The organism is Thioalkalivibrio sp. ALJ2, from assembly GCF_000378325.1.
In the GTDB taxonomy this organism is placed as follows: Bacteria; Pseudomonadota; Gammaproteobacteria; order Ectothiorhodospirales; family Ectothiorhodospiraceae; genus Thioalkalivibrio.
In genome coordinates this window covers 1-14,799 of record NZ_KB899559.1, presented here as the reverse complement: position 1 = coordinate 14,799, position 14,799 = coordinate 1, and the positions used below count along the sequence as shown (strand labels likewise).

Genomic DNA, 14,799 nt, shown 5'->3' with positions numbered 1-14,799 from the left:
CCACTCGGTACGCTGACGACTTCGATATCCTGCCAAGGTAGATCATTCACCAGGAGATGCTGACTGATGCAGCGCTTCGAGTCCCGCAACGTCTTTGGTCGCCCGCTGGAACCCTGCGGCACCGATCCCGTCACCGGCTTTTATCGCGACGGTGACTGCGCGACCGGCCATGACGACCAGGGCATTCACACCGTCTGTGCCGAGATGACCGAGGATTTTCTGGAGTACTCGCGCGCCAGGGGAAACGATCTAAGCACACCCAATCCGGCATTCGGGTTTCCGGGTCTGAAGGCCGGGGATCGCTGGTGTCTTTGTGCGGGGCGCTGGCTGGAGGCCTACAAGGCCGGCTGTGCGCCCGGGGTATTCCTGCGCGCCACGCACGAGGAGACGCTGGCGATCATCCCGCGCGATCTCCTGGCCGAACACGCGCGCGATACGGCCGAGTAGATAGCGACTCCGAAGGATGCGGAGTCGGCGGAGCTAGCCGGCCACCCGCCGTGCACGGCTCTCGCCGCTGTAGGCGGCCTTCCAGCTCTCGTAGTCGGCCACCAGTTGTTCGACGTCCGCGGCGTCGTACGGGCGCAGGCCGCTCAGCACCAGATGCTTGCTGCCTTCGGCCACGACGGCCTGGTCGATCACCAGCTCGTAGTCGAGGCGGATCTCGCCGCGCTTGCCGTTGACGGTCATCACCGCATCCTTGAGCCGCGGTTCCGGGACACCGGCCGTTGCGGCCAGCGGCTCCGGCAGGCTGAAGCCCATGCGCTCGTACATCACCAGCGGGCGCTTGGGGTTCACCATCACCCCGTGCTCCTCCATCAGCGGCACGAGCACATGCGGGAAATTCTGCCCGGAGAAGCTGACGTAGCTGCGGATCAGCGATTCGATCACATCCGGATCATCGATCACACGCCCGGAGCGCTCGACCTCGATCACGCTCTTGCCGCCGTCTGCCGTAATGGCGAAGGCATCGCCCGGGGTGTCCGGGAAGATCAGCGGCACATGTCCGCCCACCATACTGGTGAAGCGAAAATGCATGTTCGCGCTCGCGCCGAAGGTATCCAGCACCAGGGCAAACAGCAGATCGCCGGGCACACAGAAACGCCGGTTGTCGGCATCATGGATCGGGTTGAAGTCGCCCGCCAGCGTCTTGGCGAAGTCGCTACCCTGCTCGGGGGTAACCACCACCTGGCCATCCCGGAGTTCGTAGAAATCTTTCAGAAAAGGGGTATGGCTCACGCGGTCTCCCCGGCTGTTGTTGTCTTGTTATCGGGCCTGTCCCGGCGTTTGCACCACTATAGCCCGAAATGCCCCTCGATGGCCCGGATGAACGCGTCGCCGTAGCGCTCGAGCTTGTGCTGCCCCACCCCGGTAATCCCGGCCATCTCCTCGGGCGTACGCGGCGCGCTGGCCACCATCTCCAGCAGTGTGGCGTCGGAGAAGATCACATACGGCGGCACCCCCTGCTCGCGCGCCAGGTCCGTGCGCAGCGCCCGCAGGCGCTCCCACAGACCCCGGTCTTCCGGGTCCATCGCGGATACGCTGCGCGCTGTGTCGCGGCGTGCGGGCCGGGCCTGCCGCGCCGGACGGGCCTGCTCCTCGCGCAGGTGGATGGACTCCTCCCCGCGCAGCACGCCCCGGCAGGCCGGATCCAGGCGCAAGCCGCCGTGGCCCTCGTCATCCAGCCGCAGCAGACCTCGGGCCAATAGCTGGCGCACTACCCCGCGCCACTGCATCTTGTCCAGTTCGGTGCCGATCCCGTAGGTACTTAGCCGGTCGTGCCCGAGCCGCTGCAGGCGCTCGCTCGAAGACCCCCGCAGCACGTCGATCACATGCCCGGCCCCGAAGCGCTCGCCGGTGCGGTAGATGCAGGACAAAAGCTTCTGAACCGGCACAGTGGCATCCCAGGTCGCGGGCGGATCCGTGCAGTTGTCGCAGGTCCCGCAGGGTTCCGGCATGTGTTCGTCGAAGTACGCCAGCAGAGCCTGGCGGCGGCAGCTGGTGATCTCGCAGAACCCCAGCATCGCGTCCAGTTTCTGCTGCTCGATGCGCTGGCGCTCCGGGCCGGCCTGCGAGCCCTCCAGCATCTGGCGCAGGGTGACCACGTCCTGCAGGCCGTAGACCATCCAGGCATTGGCCGGCAGCCCGTCGCGCCCCGCGCGCCCGGTCTCCTGGTAGTACCCCTCCAGGCTCTTGGGCAGGTTCATGTGCGCGACGAACCGCACGTTGGGTTTGTCGATCCCCATGCCGAACGCGATCGTGGCCACCATGATCACGCCCTCTTCGCGCAGGAAGCGGGTCTGGTTTTCCGCGCGGGTCCGCGCCGAGAGGCCCGCATGGTAGGGCAGCGCGGGAATCCCCTGCTCCGCCAGCCACTCGGCCAGGGCGTCGACCTTCTTGCGCGACAGGCAATAGACGATGCCCGCCTCGCCGGCGTGCTCCTCACGGATAAAGCGCAGCAGGCGGTCGCGCGGCGTGCCCCCGCGCCCGCCATCGGCCTGAGCCACACGATAGCGGATGTTGGGGCGGTCGAAGGAACTGATGAACGCGCGGGCCTGTTCCAGCCTTAGCCGTTCGCGGATCTCCTGGCGAGTCGGCCCGTCGGCCGTGGCGGTCAGCGCCATGCGCGGGACATCCGGGAAGTGTTCGGCCAGCACCGCGAGCTGGCCGTATTCCGGGCGGAAGTCGTGACCCCACTGGGAAACGCAGTGCGCCTCGTCGATCGCGAACAGGGCCAGCTCGATCCCCTGCAAACGCTCCAGCATGCCCGAGGCAAACAGCCGTTCCGGGGACAGGTACAGGAGATCCAGTTCGCCCGCATGGAGTGCGGCCAGCACACCGCGCGCGGTCTCGGCGTCCTGACCGGAATCCAGGCTGGCCGCGGCCACCCCGTTCTGGCGCAAGGCCGCCACCTGATCCTGCATCAGCGCAATCAGCGGCGAAATCACGACCGCACAGCCCGGGCGGGCCAGCGCCGGCACCTGGTAGCAAAGCGACTTGCCACCACCAGTGGGCATCAGCACCACGGCATCGCCACCGGCGATCACATGCTCGATGACCGCCTGTTGCTGGCCACGAAAATCGGAATAGCCGAAGGTCTCGCGCAGGATGTCCAGCGGCGCAATGGCCGGGGCGCTTCCCTGCGCGTGCCCGGCGGCGAGACGTGTCGGTTCCAAAAGAAACTCCAGGGACTGGCAAACTCCGAAGCCTGCCGAATGCCAGCGGAAGCTGCAAGCCTCGAAACTGCCCGACCCGCCGGGGCGCTCTCTTCCGTCGCGACTGGTACGAATCAACTGCCACCGTGTACATTGGGCATCACCCCGCCCGACCCGTATCCACCACCAGACGTGATGGTCCGAAAGCATGCGCAATTCGGTTGACGAGGAAGTCCGCAGCGCGGTCCGCGAGTACCTGGATGCCTGGTTGCGGCACCGGGATGCAAACGAGGTGATAGCACTTAACGCCGAAACCGTCTGTGGTTTCGGAACCGGCATGGACGAGGCGGCGTTCTCGCCCGACGAGGCCGCTTCGATCATTCGGCGCGATATCGAGCAGGCCCCGGAGCCCTTCGACTACATGATCCAGCACGAGCACGTGACCTTTCCGCATCCGGAGGTCGCGATCGCGATGATCACGTTCGCGATGCACACCCGGATCCACGGACAACAGATCAGGCTCAACGAGTTGAGGGGCAGCCTGGTTTTTCGACGCACCGACGACGGCTGGCGTCTGGCGCACCTGCACGGCTCGTTCCCCACCACTGTCCACGGGGCCGACGAGCCCTACCCGATCAAGGAGTTGGAGGACCGCGCCCAGGTCCTTGATCGCATGGTCAGCGAACGCACGCGGGATCTCGAGGCCGCTCAGGAGCACCTGGAGCGCCTGGCCACCACCGACCCCCTGACGGGGCTGCACAACCGCCTGAAGGGTAACCATGCCCTCGAGGAAGCGATCCTGCAGGCCCGCCGGGACGCGAGCCCTCTGACCGCGATCCTGATGGACCTGGATCACTTCAAGACCATCAATGACCAGCAGGGGCACGCTCGCGGCGACCATGTCCTGCGCGAGACCGGACACCTGCTGCGCGACCGCATTCGCAGCTCCGATACTGCCGCACGCTGGGGTGGCGAGGAGTTCCTGATCCTCTGCCCGAACACCACAGCCGAACAGGCCGCGAATCTCGCCGAGGCCCTGCGCCATGCGATCGAGGCACATGACTTCGGGACCGCCCCACCGCTGACCGCGAGCTTCGGGGTTACCGGCCACCAGCCGGGGGAGTCGGCCGAGAACCTGATCGCGCGCGCGGACGAGGCGCTGTACGCGGCCAAGCGCGCCAACCGCAACCGCGTCGAAACCGCCTGAATGCGTGGGCACACGGCGCATCCGGATGCACCGCCCCCCGGGGCGGTGAACTGGCGCATCCTCAAGAGCCTGCTCCCCTATCTGGCGGAGTTTCGCGGACGGCTGATCCTGGCGCTTGTGCTGATGGGCCTGGCCAAGCTGGCCACGGTCGCGATCCCGCTGGCGCTGAAGTACATCGTCGAGCACTTCGAGGACGCCGGTACCGAGGCACTGGTCGCCGTACCGGTGGCCCTGGTGATCGGCTACGGTCTGTTGCGCTTTGGCAGCACGCTGTTCGGCGAGCTGCGCGACGCGGTATTCGTGCGCGTGGCGGAACGCGCGATGCGCCGCGCCTCGCTGCGCGTGTTCCAGCACCTGCACCGGCTGGAGCTGGGTTTTCACCTCGCGCGCGAGACGGGTGGTCTGGCGCGCGACATCGAGCGCGGCACCAGCGGCATGAGCTTCCTGCTGCGCTTTACCGTATTCAACATCCTGCCGACCCTGATCGAGATCGCGCTGGTCGCGCTGATCCTGCTGGTCGCGGTGGGGCCGGTGTTCATGGTCACGGTGCTGGTGGCGGTCGCGGTCTACATCGCGTTCTCGATCTGGATCACCGAATGGCGCACGCGCTTCGTGCGCGAGGCGAATCTGCGCGACAACGAGTCCAACACCCGCGCGATCGACAGCCTGCTCAACTACGAGACGGTCAAGTACTTCGGCAACGAGGCCTTCGAGGCCGAGCGCTACGACCGCGGGCTGGCCGCCTGGGAACAGGCGCGCACCAAGAACGTCCTGTCGCTGGTGCTGCTGAACTCCGGACAGGCCCTGATCATCGCCGCCGCGATTACCGTGATCATGCTCCTGGCCACGCGCCAGGTAGCCGCCGGCGAGATGTCGCTGGGCGATCTGGTGATGGTCAACGCCTACATGATCCAGCTGTTCATGCCGCTGAACTTCCTCGGCTTCGTCTATCGCGAGATTCGCCAGTCACTGGCCAACATCGAGCGGCTGTTCGGCCTGCTGGAAAAACCGGTTCAGGTGGAGGACCGCCCGGATGCCCCCGATCTAGAAGTCCGGGCGGGCACGGTGCGCTTCGAGCATGTGGAATTCGGCTATCACGCCAACCGGCGCATCCTCGAGGACGTCTCGCTGGAGATCCCGGCCGGTCACAAGCTGGCCGTCGTCGGCCCCAGCGGCGCCGGCAAATCCACCCTGGCGCGCCTGCTGTTCCGCTTCTACGACGTGGACGGCGGGCGCATCACGATCGACGGGCAGGACATCCGCGAGGTGACGCAGGCTAGTCTGCGCCGGGCCATCGGCGTGGTGCCGCAGGACACCGTGCTGTTCAACGACACCATCCGCTACAACGTCGCCTACGGCCAGCCAGGCGCGGACGAGGAGGCGATTCGTCGCGCAGTGCGCCTCGCACACCTGGACGACTTCATCGCACAACTGCCGGACGGGCTGGATACGGTTGTCGGGGAACGGGGGCTGAAGGTCTCGGGCGGGGAGAAACAGCGGATCGCGATCGCCCGCATGCTGCTGAAGGACCCACCGATCCTGGTCTTCGACGAGGCGACCTCGTCGCTGGATTCGGGCTCGGAGAAGGCGATCCTGCGCGCGCTGAACGAGGTCTCGGCACGGCGCACCACGCTCGTGATCGCGCATCGGCTGTCGACGGTGATCGACGCCGAACAGATCGCGGTCATGGAGCACGGCCACGTGGTCGAACGCGGCACACACCGCGAGTTGCTGGCCCTCAAAGGTGCCTACGCGCGGCTATGGCGCCACCAGCAGGAAGAGGCCGAACAGCCCCATCCGGCGACGCCTGGCGAATAGCTCAGTCGTCGACGTCGGCCTCTTCCATCCAGGCGGCCTGGATCGCCTCGAGGATGCGCTCGCCGGAACGGTTCGGGTCGTCGTCGAACTCCGGCAGCTCCATGACCCACTGGCGCAGGTCCATGAAGTTGATGTTGCGCGGGTCCACGTCCGGGTGTTCGTCCGCCAGCTGGATCGCGATTTCCTGGGTATCGGTCCACTTCATAGCCGTGCCCTCAGTGGTTCTCGGAGACCTGGTTGATGGTGTATTTCGGCAGCTCGACCACCAGATCGGTGTCGGCCACGATCGCCTGACAGGACAGTCGGGAGTCCGGCTCCAGACCCCAGGCCTTGTCCAGCATGTCTTCCTCGTCCTCGGTCGGCTCCTCGAGGGTGTCGAAGCCCTCGCGTACATAGACGTGACAGGTGGTACAGGCGCAGGACTTCTCGCAGGCATGCTCGATCTCGATCCCGTTTTTCAGGGCGAGATCGCAGATGCTGATGCCCGGCTCGGCCTCGATGGAGGCCCCCTCCGGGCAGATTTCCTCGTGGGGCAGAAAGATTACCTGGGGCATGTTGTCAGTTCCCTGCGTCGTATTCGCTAACGTTGTGTCCGGCGAGCGCGCGCCGGATGCTGTCATTCATGCGCCGCGCGACAAAGGCCTCGGAGGCCTGTTCCACGCGCTTGCGCGCTGCCTCGATGGCGTCGGGATCGGCACCCTTCTCGCGTTCGGCGCGCAGCGCATCGCGCGCCTGCTCGATGGTCTGGCGCTCCTCGGCCTCGAGGTAGCGATCGCCGTCCGTCTCCAGCGCGGCATCCAGCGCCTCGAGCACGCGGTCGGCCTCGACCTGCTCCTCGCGCAGGCGCCGCGCCTCCATGTCCTCGCGCGCGGAGGAGGCGGAATCGCGCAGCATCTGCTCGATCTCGCTGTCGGTCAGGCCATAGCTGGGCTTGACCTCGATATGCGCCTCCACGCCCTGGGTCTGCTCGCGCGCGGTCACGTTCAGCAGCCCGTCGGCATCGACCTGGAAGGTCACGCGGATACGCGCGGCCCCGGCCACCATCGGCGGGATACCGGACAGGGTGAAACGCGCCAGCGAGCGGTTGGCATCGACCACATCACGCTCGCCCTGCACCACGTGCAGCGACATCGCGGTCTGGCCGTCCTTGAAGGTGGTGAAGTCCTGCGCGCGGGTGGCCGGGATCGTGGTGTTGCGCGGGATGATGAACTCGACCAGTCCCCCCATCGTCTCCAGCCCCAGCGACAGCGGGATCACGTCCAGCAGCAGGAGCTCGGTATCGGGCTTGTTGCCGGCCAGGATGTCCGCCTGCTGGGCCGCCCCGATGGCCACCACACGATCGGGATCGATCCCGGCGTGCGGCGCGCGGCCAAAGAACGCTTCCACCGCCTCGCGGACCGCCGGCATGCGCGTGGAACCACCGACCAGCACGACCTCGTCGATCGCGTCCGGCGCCAGGTCGGCATCTTCCAGCACCTGGCGGCAGGCGGCCATCGTCCGGTCCAGCAGCGGCCGGGCCAGCTCCACCAGCGTCGCGCGGTCGAGCTCCGCCGTATAAGTCGAGCCATCGGCGCGCACGACCTCGACGCGAGTGCTGTCGGCGTCGGTCAGGGCCTCCTTGGCCTCGCGCGCGGCCAGCAGCACGCGGCGCAGACGCTGCGGGTCGGTTTCGCCGGTCATTCCGGCCTGATTCAGCAGCCAGTCCGCGATCGCGCGGTCGATGTCATCGCCGCCCAGGGCGGAATCGCCCCCGGTGGCCAGCACCTCGAACACACCCCGGCGCAGCTGCAGGATGGAGATATCGAAGGTCCCGCCACCCAGGTCATAGACCGCAATGGTGCTCTCTTCGCCCTGGTCCAGGCCGTAGGCCACAGCCGCGGCGGTCGGCTCGCTAATCAGCCGCAGGACGTTCAGGCCCGCCAGTTGCGCCGCGTCGCGCGTCGCCTGGCGTTGCGGATCGTCGAAGTACGCCGGCACGGTAATTACCACGCCTTCCAGCTCGTCGCCAAGCGTGGCTTCGGCGCGTTCGCGCAGAGTATTGAGGATGTCGGCCGAGACCTCCACCGCCGTCTTGTCGCCGGCCGCCGTCTCGATCCGCGGAACGCTGGAGTCCCCGGTTTTCAGCCGAAACGGCAATTCGCCCGACAGCGTGGCCACATCCGCCACGCCTCGACCGATCAGGCGCTTGACCGAGGCAATGGTGTTGTGCGGATCATCCGCCGCATGCTCGGCCGCCGCGTGCCCGACGCTTACCGCATCCGGCGCGTAGTGCACCACAGAAGGCAGGATATGCCGGCCCTGCTCGTCCGGCAGGGTGTCGGCCACGCCACTGCGCACGGTGGCGACCAGCGAATGCGTGGTGCCGAGGTCGATCCCGGCCGCCAGGTGCCGCCGGTGCGGGGCGGAGTCGGCTCCGGGTTCGGTGATCTGCAGTAACGCCATCGAAATTCGGCTCCTTCACACGGCGGCGGCTCAGCCGCGCGCCAGGTTCTGTCGGGTTCGTTTCAGCTCCGCCAGCAAGCGGTCGAAAAAGCGCAGCTCGAGTACGCGATCTTTGGCCTGCGCCGCGGGCGATGTCGGATCGGCCAGGGCCTCGGCGACCTTCGAGCGCGTTTCGTCGCGGGCCTTTTCCAGCTCCATCCCCACCGCGTCCAGTTCCTCGCGGTCGCCGGCGGATTCGGCCTCTTCCAGGCGTTCACGCCACTCGATCTGGGCCTCGATGAACTCGATGTTCTGGCTGGTATCGCGTTCTGCATCGAACGCAATCCCACCGCGCTCCAGCAAGGCCACCGCACGGCGGTAGTCGTCGTCGAGAATGGCATAGGCCTCGTTGACATCGGCCGCCATCGCCGCAGCCATGCGCCGCGCCTGGTCGCCCTGACGCACGAAGCGGTCGGGGTGCAGCTCGGCCTGCAGGCGCTTGAAGCGCTCGGCCAGCTGCTGACGGTCGATCTCGAAAGCGACCGGCAAGTCGAACTGCTCGAAGGGGTCGGTCATGACGTCCTGTGGTCCTCGCAACAAGAGGCTGGCATCGGGCACGGGCGCCCAACGCAAAACGGGGTGGGACAGTGGCTGCCAGGCAACCACCATGCACCACCCCGGATGCGTGCATCAGTCAGATGCTGAAGCTTTCACCGCAGCCGCACCGGGCCTTCTCGTTCGGGTTATTGAACCTGAAACCCTCGTTCAGGCCTTCCTTGCCGAAATCCAGCTCGGTGCCATCCAGATAGACGAGCGACTTCGGGTTGACCACCAACTTGATGCCACGATCCTCGAACACCGTGTCGGTGTCCTCGATATCGTCGGCGAACTCGACCACGTAGGCCATGCCCGAGCAGCCGGTCGTCCTGACCCCGAGGCGCACGCCCACACCCTTGCCACGCTGGGCAAGAAAGCTCTGGATGCGCTCGGCTGCCGGTTCGGTCAGTGTAATCGCCATAGACACCTCAGGCGGTCTTCTGCTCGGCCTGCTCGTCCTGACCGTGCCGCTCCTGATAGTTGGAGATGGCTGCCTTGATCGCGTCCTCGGCCAGCACGGAGCAATGGATCTTCACCGGCGGCAGGGCCAGTTCTTCCGCAATCTGCGTATTCTTGATCTGGCTGGCCTCGTCCAGGGTCTTGCCGCGCACCCATTCGGTGAGCAGCGAACTGGAGGCGATGGCGGAGCCACAGCCGTAGGTCTTGAACTTGGCGTCTTCGATCACGCCTTCGTCGTTGACCTTGATCTGCAGCTTCATCACATCGCCGCAGGCCGGGGCGCCGACCATGCCGGTACCGACGGAGTCATCGTTCTTGTCGAAGCTGCCGACGTTGCGCGGATTTTCGTAGTGGTCCAGAACCTTGTCACTGTAAGCCATGACCGTTCTCCTATTGCGTAGTACGCGTTGCGTTCGTGGTGCCGAGCCGGTGGCCTAGTGGGCCGCCCACTCGACGGTGCTCAGATCGATGCCGTCCTGATACATCTCCCACAGTGGGGAGAGCTCGCGCAGCTTGGCGACTGCGGCGCGCACGATCTCGACCGTATGGTCGACCTCCTCGACGGTCGTGTAGCGACCGATGGAGAAGCGGATCGAGCTGTGCGCCAGCTCGTCGTCGCGACCCAGTGCTCGCAGCACGTAGGACGGCTCCAGGCTCGCCGAGGTACACGCCGATCCGGAGGACACGGCGATGTCGCGCAGCGCCATGATCAGGCTCTCGCCCTCGACGAAGTTGAAAGAGACATTCAGGTTGTGCGCGACCCGCTGTTCGGCGTCGCCGTTCAGGTAGACCTCTTCCATGCCGTCGAGGCCCGCCCACAGGCGGTCGCGCAGCATGCGGATGCGCTCGAGTTCGGTACCCATTTCCGCGCCGGCAATTCGGAAGGCCTCGCCCATGCCGACGATCTGGTGAGTCGCCAGAGTGCCAGAGCGCATACCGCGTTCGTGCCCACCACCGTGCATCTGCGCCTCGATGCGCACCCGCGGCTTGCGGCGCACATACAGGGCACCGATGCCCTTCGGCCCGTAGGCCTTGTGCGCGGAGAAGCTCATCAGGTCTACCGGGAGTTTGGACAGATCGACCGCGACCTTGCCGGCGGACTGGGCCGCGTCCACGTGGAAGACGATCCCGTGCTCGCGGCACAGATTGCCAATCGCCTCGATGTCCTGGATCACGCCGATCTCGTTGTTCACGTGCATCACGGAGACGACGATCGTGTCGTCCCGGATCGCATCCTTGAGTTCCTGCAGGTCCACCAGGCCGTTCTCCTTCACGCCCAGATAGGTGACCTCGAAGCCCTCGCGCTCCAGCTGGCGCGCGGTGTCCAGCACGGCCTTGTGCTCGGTCTTGACCGTGATGATGTGCTTGCCCTTGCGCTGGTAGAAATTCGCGGCACCCTTGATCGCCAGGTTGTCGGACTCGGTGGCGCCGGAGGTCCAGATGATCTCCTTCGGGTCGGCGCCAACCAGCGCAGCAACCTGCTCACGGGCATTCTCCACGGCTTTTTCCGCACCCCAGCCGAAGCTGTGGCTGCGCGATGCCGGGTTGCCGAACAGGCCGTCCTTGGTCAGGCAGCCGGTCATCTTCTCGGCCACACGCTCGTCGACCGGCGTGGTCGCGGAGTAGTCCAGGTAGATGGGCAGTTTCAGGTCACTCATTACGCGTTCACTCCTTACGCAGCCGCCTCAGGCGGTCGCATTGCTCGATTTGGTTGCATCGCCCTTCAGGGCGTTGCCATGCACGACCACTTCCTTCACGCCATCCTGCTCCTTCTGTGCCCGATGCCGTTCCAGCACATCCGCCAGCGTCCGGTTGCTGAGAAAGTCGTAGAGCTGCTGGCTGAGATCCGTCCACAGATCGTGCGTCAGACAGCGCGATTCGGAATTGCAGTTGGCCTTGCCGCCACAGCGCGTGACATCCACGGGCTCGTCGACCGCGACTATGATATCGGCCACCGAGATACCCTCGGGCTCCCGACTCAGCGCATAACCACCGCCCGGGCCGCGACTGCTGTTCACCAGCCCCTGCCGGCGCAGCCTGGAAAAAAGCTGCTCCAGATAGGACAATGACAGTTTCTGGCGTCGCGCCACCTCGGCCAGTGATACCGGGCCGTTCTCGGTGTGCATCGCCACGTCCAGCATGGCAGTGACGGCGTAGCGCCCTTTGGTCGTCAGTTTCATGGCTGTGTCTGCTTCCTGCTCATTTGACGTGCAGCTTAGAATAACCGACCAAAACGATCAAGTATTCCCCTGCTGTTTACGTTCTTGTTGGCTTTCCGCAGGCCGAGGCACTTCGCATTCGTCCGGCTCCAGCCCCTCCAGATCGCAGGGCTCGATCGGCCTCGAATCCGCATCGCCCACCACCTCGCCGGGGTCGATCCCCGCACGCTTCAGGGCCTGGCAGGCCTTGTCCATGCGCTCGTCCAGCTCATGCACTCGGTGCACGATCCGATGAATCGCGTTGGCCACCGGGTCGGGCATATCGCGCGCAACACCGTAGGCATCGAAACCCAGGCGGTCGGCCATCTGCTGAAACCGCGGGTCCGGCTCCGGCCGCGGACCGATGACCCGCGCCGGGATCCCGACCGCCGTCGCATCCGCCGGGACATCCTTCAGCACCACTGCATTCGAACCGATGCGCGCGCGGTCACCCACGTGGATCGGGCCCAGCAGTTTGGCCCCCGCACCGATGACCACCTCGTCGCCCAGCGTCGGGTGGCGTTTGCCGCCCTCCCAACTGGTACCGCCGAGGGTCACCTGGTGGTAGATCGTGCAGTCATCGCCGACCTCGGCGGTTTCGCCGATCACCACACCCATACCGTGGTCGATAAAGAAGCGCCGCCCGATCTTCGCGCCCGGGTGGATCTCGATCCCGGTCACCCAGCGACTGAAGTTGGCAATCACCCGCCCCAGCCAGCGCATGCGATGGTTCCACAGCCAGTGCGCCAGCCGGTGATACCAGAGCGCATGCAGACCGGGATACGCCGTCACCACCTCGAAGGCGTTGCGGGCGGCGGGGTCGCGTGCGAACACGCAGCGAATGTCCTCGCGCATCCTGTCAAACATGGCCGGGCCTCATTCCTGAGTCATTTACTAAGGTATCACTTCCGCGCGCGACCCGTCTCAGCGGCCACGCTCCGTGTGCGTCAATATGCCGCGCAGCATGCGCACCTCGCTGGCACTGAGCCCCGCGCGCATGTAGAGGTGGCGCAGGCGCCGCATCAAATGGCGCGGGTTCTCGGGATCCAGCACCTCGATGGTCGTCAGCGCCTGCTCGAAATGACTGAACAGGCCCTCCATCTCCGCCTGGGTCGCCAGCGGGTCGCGCGCATCCTCGGGCTCGGCCGCAGCCGCGGCCCCAACCGACTCCCCGGCCAGGGCGGCCATGCGCAGCGCATAGGTCATCACCTGCACGCTGCCAGCAAGATTCAGGGAGCTGAAATCCGGGACGGTCGGGATCTGGACAAAGGCGTTGCAGTGATCCAGCTCGGTATTGGTCAGCCCGCTGTGCTCGCGCCCGAACACCAGCGCGACCGGCCCCTCGGACGCATGCGTCAGCACCTGTTCGGCCGCAATATCCGGGCCCAGCACGGGCACAGAGTGCGTGCGCAGCCGGGCGCTGGTCCCGATCACCCACACACAGTCCGCGACCGCAGCCGCCAGGTCGTCCACCACCCGTGCCCGCGCCAGCAGGTCATCGGCCCCGGAGGCCAGCGCCGTGGCATCGGCATGCGGGAACCGCTCCGGCGCCACCAGCACCAGATCGGTAACCCCCATGGCCTTCATTGCACGCGCGGCGGAGCCGATGTTGCCCGGATGCGTCGTACCGACCAGCACGACCCGCACCCGGCCCAGGCGTTGCTCCATATGCGGAACCCCCTTCGTTCAAGGCGTCGGATTGTACACACCGGTGCCTGCGACTTCCCAAAAAAGAGCCGCTTGTGTATTGTTCGCGGCCTTTCCGAGGCGCGTGCGCGCGCCCGCTGGACACCCCTCAGAACACCAGGAGACACCCCATGCACCCCATGCTGAACACGGCGGTATCGGCGGCTCGCGAAGCCGGACGCATCACCACCCGCGCCTGGGGACGACCGGATCGCATGAACACGCGCGAGAAGGCCCGCAACGACTGGGTGTCGGATGTCGACCTCTCCGCCGAGCAGGCCATTGTGCAGACGTTGCGCCGCGCCTATCCCGACCACACCATCATGGCGGAAGAAGGCGGGCAGCAGGACGGAGCCGACGGCGAATACGTTTGGATCATCGACCCGCTGGACGGCACCACCAACTACCTGCGCCAGATCCCCCAGTACGGCATCTCCATCGCACTCAAGCACAAGGGGCGGCTGGAGCAGGCGGTGGTCTACGACCCGCTGAAGGAAGAGCTGTTCACCGCGACGCGGGGTGCCGGGGCGTTTCTCAACAGCCGCCGGATCCGCGTGTCCGACCGCAAGGACCTCAACGGCGCCCTGCTGGGCACCGGCATCCCCTTCCGCGAAGGCCAGGATCTGGAGCGCTACCTGAGCAGCCTGCGCCACCTGGTGCCCGGCACCGCCGGTGTACGCCGCCCGGGCTCCGCCGCGCTGGATCTGGCCTGGGTCGCTTGCGGACGCTTCGATGGCTTCTGGGAGATGGGCCTGCAGGCCTGGGACATCGCGGCAGGCCTGCTGCTGGTGCAGGAGGCGGGTGGCGTTGTCAGCGACTGGGCCGGCAACCCAGACGTGCTTCGCCGCGGCGATGTCGTCGCCGGCAACCCGAAGGTGCTCAAGGCCATGCTGCAGCGCCTGCACCAGGCCGAAAAAGAACGCGCCGCCCAAGCGAACGACTAAGCCCTCCCCTTCGCGCCCTGCCGGGCTAACGCCCCGGTAGGCGCTCACCCCGACCACCTTCCGCGCCGTTTAGGCTGAGCCTGTTTCGTCCTCTGGCGTTTACCGTGGCTTCGTCCGACCGCCTACCATATTGTGGCCGGCCCGGTTCGGCACCCGGTGTATACGTGCCTTCGGTCCGCATACTGCCGCGCGCTCACTCGCGAGCGCGCCGCGAGGTACTTTCTTGCTTGCCCAAGAAAGTACCCAAAGAAGGGCACCCGGATTCCGCCCGGGAACCTTGCTCCAGGGCCCTCGGGCCGGCGGCGCTGAAACTCGCT

Annotated in this window: 16 protein-coding genes; 4 read left to right on the top strand and 12 right to left on the bottom strand. The window is 66.3% G+C overall.

From position 1 onward, the window contains the following. The first annotated feature begins 66 nt into the window (after positions 1–66). Positions 67–447: a DUF2237 family protein gene (locus F468_RS0111495; protein WP_018138874.1), complete on the top strand. Its 381-nt coding sequence runs from the start codon at positions 67–69 to the stop codon at positions 445–447. 33 nt (positions 448–480) lie between these two features. On the opposite strand, the gene F468_RS0111490 is transcribed toward F468_RS0111495, so the two are convergent. After that, positions 481–1,236: a DUF3581 family protein gene (locus tag F468_RS0111490; RefSeq protein ID WP_018138875.1), complete on the bottom strand. Its 756-nt coding sequence runs from the start codon at positions 1,234–1,236 to the stop codon at positions 481–483. A 56-nt stretch (positions 1,237–1,292) separates the two neighbouring features. Further along, complete coding sequence (gene recQ, locus F468_RS0111485; RefSeq protein WP_018649344.1) at positions 1,293–3,173, bottom strand: DNA helicase RecQ; 1,881 nt, start codon at positions 3,171–3,173, stop codon at positions 1,293–1,295. Positions 3,174–3,360: 187 nt separating this feature from the next. Here recQ and F468_RS0111480 point away from each other — a divergent pair, with 187 nt between their 5' ends. Then, positions 3,361–4,359 (top strand): diguanylate cyclase, encoded by a 999-nt coding sequence (locus tag F468_RS0111480; protein WP_018174413.1) that lies wholly within the window; start codon positions 3,361–3,363, stop codon positions 4,357–4,359. Beyond that, positions 4,360–6,177 (top strand): ABC transporter ATP-binding protein/permease, encoded by a 1,818-nt coding sequence (locus F468_RS0111475; protein ID WP_018995219.1) that lies wholly within the window; start codon positions 4,360–4,362, stop codon positions 6,175–6,177. A 1-nt stretch (position 6,178) separates the two neighbouring features. On the opposite strand, the gene iscX is transcribed toward F468_RS0111475, so the two are convergent. The 10 genes from iscX to F468_RS0111425 form a co-directional block, all read right to left on the bottom strand. Continuing rightward, positions 6,179–6,382: a Fe-S cluster assembly protein IscX gene (gene iscX, locus F468_RS0111470; protein WP_018138879.1), complete on the bottom strand. Its 204-nt coding sequence runs from the start codon at positions 6,380–6,382 to the stop codon at positions 6,179–6,181. 10 nt (positions 6,383–6,392) lie between these two features. After that, positions 6,393–6,731 carry an ISC system 2Fe-2S type ferredoxin gene (gene fdx / locus F468_RS0111465; protein WP_018138880.1) on the bottom strand — a complete coding sequence of 113 codons (339 nt, stop codon included), beginning with the start codon at positions 6,729–6,731 and terminating at the stop codon, positions 6,393–6,395. 4 nt (positions 6,732–6,735) lie between these two features. Next, complete coding sequence (gene hscA, locus F468_RS0111460) at positions 6,736–8,619, bottom strand: Fe-S protein assembly chaperone HscA (protein WP_018138881.1); 1,884 nt, start codon at positions 8,617–8,619, stop codon at positions 6,736–6,738. A gap of 30 nt (positions 8,620–8,649) precedes the next feature. Continuing rightward, positions 8,650–9,174 (bottom strand): Fe-S protein assembly co-chaperone HscB, encoded by a 525-nt coding sequence (gene hscB / locus F468_RS0111455; RefSeq protein WP_018138882.1) that lies wholly within the window; start codon positions 9,172–9,174, stop codon positions 8,650–8,652. Between the two features lie 118 nt (positions 9,175–9,292). Then, on the bottom strand, positions 9,293–9,616 hold the full coding sequence (gene iscA / locus F468_RS0111450; RefSeq protein WP_018138883.1) for an iron-sulfur cluster assembly protein IscA: 324 nt from the start codon (positions 9,614–9,616) through the stop codon (positions 9,293–9,295). Between the two features lie 7 nt (positions 9,617–9,623). Next, positions 9,624–10,034 carry a Fe-S cluster assembly scaffold IscU gene (gene iscU / locus F468_RS0111445; RefSeq protein ID WP_018138884.1) on the bottom strand — a complete coding sequence of 137 codons (411 nt, stop codon included), beginning with the start codon at positions 10,032–10,034 and terminating at the stop codon, positions 9,624–9,626. A gap of 54 nt (positions 10,035–10,088) precedes the next feature. Further along, on the bottom strand, positions 10,089–11,312 hold the full coding sequence (locus tag F468_RS0111440) for an IscS subfamily cysteine desulfurase (protein ID WP_018138885.1): 1,224 nt from the start codon (positions 11,310–11,312) through the stop codon (positions 10,089–10,091). Positions 11,313–11,339: 27 nt separating this feature from the next. Continuing rightward, the gene (locus F468_RS0111435) at positions 11,340–11,834 is read right to left on the bottom strand and encodes an Rrf2 family transcriptional regulator (protein WP_018138886.1); all 495 of its coding nucleotides are present in this window, start codon (positions 11,832–11,834) and stop codon (positions 11,340–11,342) included. Positions 11,835–11,891: 57 nt separating this feature from the next. Further along, positions 11,892–12,719 (bottom strand): serine O-acetyltransferase, encoded by an 828-nt coding sequence (gene cysE, locus F468_RS0111430; protein ID WP_018174409.1) that lies wholly within the window; start codon positions 12,717–12,719, stop codon positions 11,892–11,894. A 57-nt stretch (positions 12,720–12,776) separates the two neighbouring features. After that, positions 12,777–13,520 (bottom strand): RNA methyltransferase, encoded by a 744-nt coding sequence (locus tag F468_RS0111425; RefSeq protein ID WP_018138888.1) that lies wholly within the window; start codon positions 13,518–13,520, stop codon positions 12,777–12,779. 149 nt (positions 13,521–13,669) lie between these two features. On the opposite strand from F468_RS0111425, the gene F468_RS0111420 reads away from it, so the two are divergent. After that, positions 13,670–14,482: an inositol monophosphatase family protein gene (locus tag F468_RS0111420; protein ID WP_018138889.1), complete on the top strand. Its 813-nt coding sequence runs from the start codon at positions 13,670–13,672 to the stop codon at positions 14,480–14,482. The last annotated feature ends 317 nt before the right edge of the window (positions 14,483–14,799 follow it).

Coding starts and splice junctions, on each gene's coding strand:
- F468_RS0111495 (WP_018138874.1), top strand. CDS start 67: ATGCAGCGCTTCGAGTCCCGCAACGTCTTTGGTCGCCCGCTGGAACCC.
- F468_RS0111480 (WP_018174413.1), top strand. CDS start 3,361: ATGCGCAATTCGGTTGACGAGGAAGTCCGCAGCGCGGTCCGCGAGTAC.
- F468_RS0111475 (WP_018995219.1), top strand. CDS start 4,360: ATGCGTGGGCACACGGCGCATCCGGATGCACCGCCCCCCGGGGCGGTG.
- iscX (WP_018138879.1), bottom strand. CDS start 6,382: ATGAAGTGGACCGATACCCAGGAAATCGCGATCCAGCTGGCGGACGAA.
- fdx (WP_018138880.1), bottom strand. CDS start 6,731: ATGCCCCAGGTAATCTTTCTGCCCCACGAGGAAATCTGCCCGGAGGGG.
- hscA (WP_018138881.1), bottom strand. CDS start 8,619: ATGGCGTTACTGCAGATCACCGAACCCGGAGCCGACTCCGCCCCGCAC.
- hscB (WP_018138882.1), bottom strand. CDS start 9,174: ATGACCGACCCCTTCGAGCAGTTCGACTTGCCGGTCGCTTTCGAGATC.
- iscA (WP_018138883.1), bottom strand. CDS start 9,616: ATGGCGATTACACTGACCGAACCGGCAGCCGAGCGCATCCAGAGCTTT.
- iscU (WP_018138884.1), bottom strand. CDS start 10,034: ATGGCTTACAGTGACAAGGTTCTGGACCACTACGAAAATCCGCGCAAC.
- F468_RS0111440 (WP_018138885.1), bottom strand. CDS start 11,312: ATGAGTGACCTGAAACTGCCCATCTACCTGGACTACTCCGCGACCACG.
- F468_RS0111435 (WP_018138886.1), bottom strand. CDS start 11,834: ATGAAACTGACGACCAAAGGGCGCTACGCCGTCACTGCCATGCTGGAC.
- cysE (WP_018174409.1), bottom strand. CDS start 12,719: ATGTTTGACAGGATGCGCGAGGACATTCGCTGCGTGTTCGCACGCGAC.
- F468_RS0111425 (WP_018138888.1), bottom strand. CDS start 13,520: ATGGAGCAACGCCTGGGCCGGGTGCGGGTCGTGCTGGTCGGTACGACG.
- F468_RS0111420 (WP_018138889.1), top strand. CDS start 13,670: ATGCACCCCATGCTGAACACGGCGGTATCGGCGGCTCGCGAAGCCGGA.